General features: G+C 50.5%; 4 protein-coding genes. 2 read left to right on the top strand and 2 right to left on the bottom strand.

What is annotated here, in order from left to right:
* Nucleotides 1-38 precede the first annotated feature (38 nt).
* Both truB and ACTHUT_RS16665 read left to right on the top strand, forming a co-directional pair.
* Complete coding sequence (truB, locus tag ACTHUT_RS16660) at nt 39-953, top strand: tRNA pseudouridine(55) synthase TruB (RefSeq protein ID WP_250600168.1); 915 nt, start codon at nt 39-41, stop codon at nt 951-953.
* A 22-nt stretch (nt 954-975) separates the two neighbouring features.
* Nucleotides 976-1,602 (top strand): NAD(P)H-hydrate epimerase, encoded by a 627-nt coding sequence (locus ACTHUT_RS16665; RefSeq protein ID WP_250600166.1) that lies wholly within the window; start codon nt 976-978, stop codon nt 1,600-1,602.
* Nucleotides 1,603-1,651: 49 nt separating this feature from the next.
* Here the strand turns inward: ACTHUT_RS16665 and ACTHUT_RS16670 are convergent, their stop codons facing one another.
* Nucleotides 1,652-2,011: a CrcB family protein gene (locus ACTHUT_RS16670; protein WP_070633381.1), complete on the bottom strand. Its 360-nt coding sequence runs from the start codon at nt 2,009-2,011 to the stop codon at nt 1,652-1,654.
* 81 nt (nt 2,012-2,092) lie between these two features.
* The gene (locus ACTHUT_RS16675; RefSeq protein WP_250601725.1) at nt 2,093-2,770 is read right to left on the bottom strand and encodes an energy-coupling factor ABC transporter permease; all 678 of its coding nucleotides are present in this window, start codon (nt 2,768-2,770) and stop codon (nt 2,093-2,095) included.
* Nucleotides 2,771-3,102: the final 332 nt, after the last annotated feature.

The raw sequence follows: 3,102 nt of genomic DNA on the forward strand, positions 1-3,102 counted from the left end.
CTTTCAGACGGCCTGAACATTAATATTCCTTAATTAATATGACTAATAAACCCACCAAACGCTCGATCAACGGCGTTCTTCTTCTCGACAAACCTGAAGGCCTTTCCAGCAACACAGCCCTGCAAAAAGCGCGACGCTTGTTCCGTGCCGAAAAAGCCGGGCATACCGGCGTACTCGATCCTTTGGCCACAGGGCTTTTGCCTGTTTGTTTCGGCGAAGCGACCAAGTTTGCCCAATATCTGATTGATGCAGACAAAGCCTATACGGCTACGCTGAAACTGGGCGAAGCCAGCAGTACGGGCGATGCAGAAGGTGAAATCGTTGCCACCGCACGCGCCGATATTTCATTGTCCGAATTTCAGACGGCCTGCCAAGCCTTAACGGGCGATATCCACCAAGTGCCGCCAATGTTTTCCGCCCTCAAACACGAAGGCAAACCACTGTACGAATACGCACGCAAAGGCATCGTTATTGAACGCAAAGCACGCGATATTACGATTTACTCCATTGATATTACTGAATTTGATGCGCCCAAAGCTGTGATAGACGTACGTTGCAGCAAGGGCACTTACATCCGCACACTCAGCGAAGACATCGCCAAACACATCGGCACATTCACCCACCTGACCGCCCTGCGCCGTACCGAAACTGCCGGCTTTACCATTACCCAAAGCCACACGCTCGAAGCTTTGGCAGAATTGGACGAAGCCGAACGCGATGCCCTATTGTTGCCTTGCGATGTCTTGGTACAACATTTCCCCAAACTCGAGCTGAACGACTACGCCGTTACCATGCTCAAACATGGCCAACGCCCCCAGTTTACCGAAGACATTTCTGCCGAACAGCCCATCCGTGTGTACAGCCGAGACGGCTCATTTATCGGACTGGTGGAATATCAAAAAGAAATAGGCCGTCTGAAAGCCTTGCGCCTGATGAATACCGCCGACAAATAACTTCCTGCAAAGAGAGCCGATCATGAAAGTCTATACCGCCGCCCAGATGCGCGAACGCGAGCAAGCAGCCGTCGATAAAGGCACAAGTTTCGACCAACTGATGGAAAACGCCGGCAGCTCAGCCGCCCAAGACCTCATGCAGCGTCATCCTCAAGCCGGACGCGCCCTGATCGTTTGCGGCAAAGGCAACAACGGTGGCGACGGCCTAGTCATGGCAAGATATATGCAGGCGCAAGGTTGGCACATCGACATTCTGTTTTCACTCGGAGAAAACCTCTCCCCCTTGGCTCAAACCAATCGCGAACGCCTCAACGGTTTGCCCCACATTGAATTGATATCCGCACAAGAACTGGAAGGCCGTCTGAAAAAAGGTTACGACATCATTATCGAAGGCATATTCGGCACAGGCTTCAGCGGCGCGCTTCCAACCGAAATCGCCGCCCTCTGCCGCCAACTCAATCATTCAGACGGCCTGAAAGTCGCCCTCGATATTCCCACCGGCCTCAACTGCGACACCGCCGAAGCCGATCCCGACACATTCCGCGCAGACCTGACCTACACCTTTGCCGCCTACAAACCGGCACACTTAAGCGAGTCCGGCAAAACCTATTGTCAAGAAACCGTCTGTTTGCCTATTGGCATTGATTAAATGCCTATAAAAAATAACAGGGTGCTATTTTGCACCCTGTTGTTTTTGCTTACTTCCAAATCTGCGCCAATTTAATCCCCAGCGCCGTCAAACCAAACGAACCGAAAACATGCAGACAAGTTGCCATCAAAGCCATGCCCCAACGTTGCGCCTGCATCAAACCCACCATTTCCACTGAAAAACCTGAAAATGTGGTCAAGCTGCCGAGAAAGCCGGTAATCCAAAGCAAACGCCATTGCGGATCGGTTAAGAGTTCCGCCAATACACCGATCAGCAGCGCGCCCAGCCAGTTTGCCGCCAAAGTACCGATAGGAAAAGGTGCAGAAGACACCAGCACCAAGCCAAACAGCCAACGCAATACAGCCCCGACAGCGGCACCGCAAACAATGGGAAAAATATAAGCAAACATAACAAGTTAAACATTCAATTCAAAAAACAGGCCATCCGGTCATTAGGCCGTCTGAAAACCAAGCAAGGATATCTTCATATCTTATTGCCAAATCTTAGGCGCGGATTTCAAATACCTGTCGTCATCGAAAGTACAAATCCATTGCGGCTTGAGCGCGATAAAAATGGCTGTTGAAATACCGCTCAAAAATGCCTCCGCCCAAGCGATTAAGAAGAAAACAGGAAAAGCGGTTCTCCATAATACCGCCGTATCAAACACATCTACCCAGTCCAACAAACCGACCAAAACCACACCGGTAAACACCATTCCGACCGCCGCAGCCCAAAAACCATTCAGAAAAATAAAGATAAAGATATTGGCAGGCAAACGCGATACCCAATGGCGGAAACCCAAGTTCACCAACAAAGGCGGAAGCAATACGGACAAGGCGTTGATGGGAAACATATGCCAATCGCCCCAAAGCCACAAATATGGAAAAAACAGCAAAACGCCAAGGCAGAATGCGGCAGAGGTGCCCAGCATTAAAGCTGTCAGGTTCAAGGCGAGCAGATGATAGCTCATGCCGGCCAGTTGTCCGCTTTCCGGGGAGGCATTCAAACTCCAAGCCAGCGGCAACATCACGGCAGCCACCAAGAATGCGGAACGATGCTGCGATACCGACACCCATGCCTGCTTTGCACACAAAGCAAAAATCACCAACAACACAGGCCATGCCGCCATCACGACACCAACGGGAAACCATCCGTTTTGAAAAATCATCATCTCATCCGCAAAATGTTCAGACGGCCTATTATACGCGTCTCAAGCCACAGCTTTGACAATCCTGTTTGCCTTTGCCGTTAAAGCTTGTTTCGGCTGGTTTTGTTTACCCGAAAAAAGCGTTAGAATAACGGACTTTGCCGTTTAATTAAGGGGATGGACGCATGCTTTGGACAATATTGGCTTTAATTCTGCTGGCTGTCATAGCCGGCTTGTTCTGGTGGCGCCAGAAACAAGAGCAAAAGTGGCGCCATGAATTGGCCCGACTCAGTGGCGACGAACAAGAAATAAACGAAGAAGACAGCCCGGTCGGTTTTTTCGACCAACTGGAC

Source organism: Neisseria sp. P0022.S010, assembly GCF_051956635.1.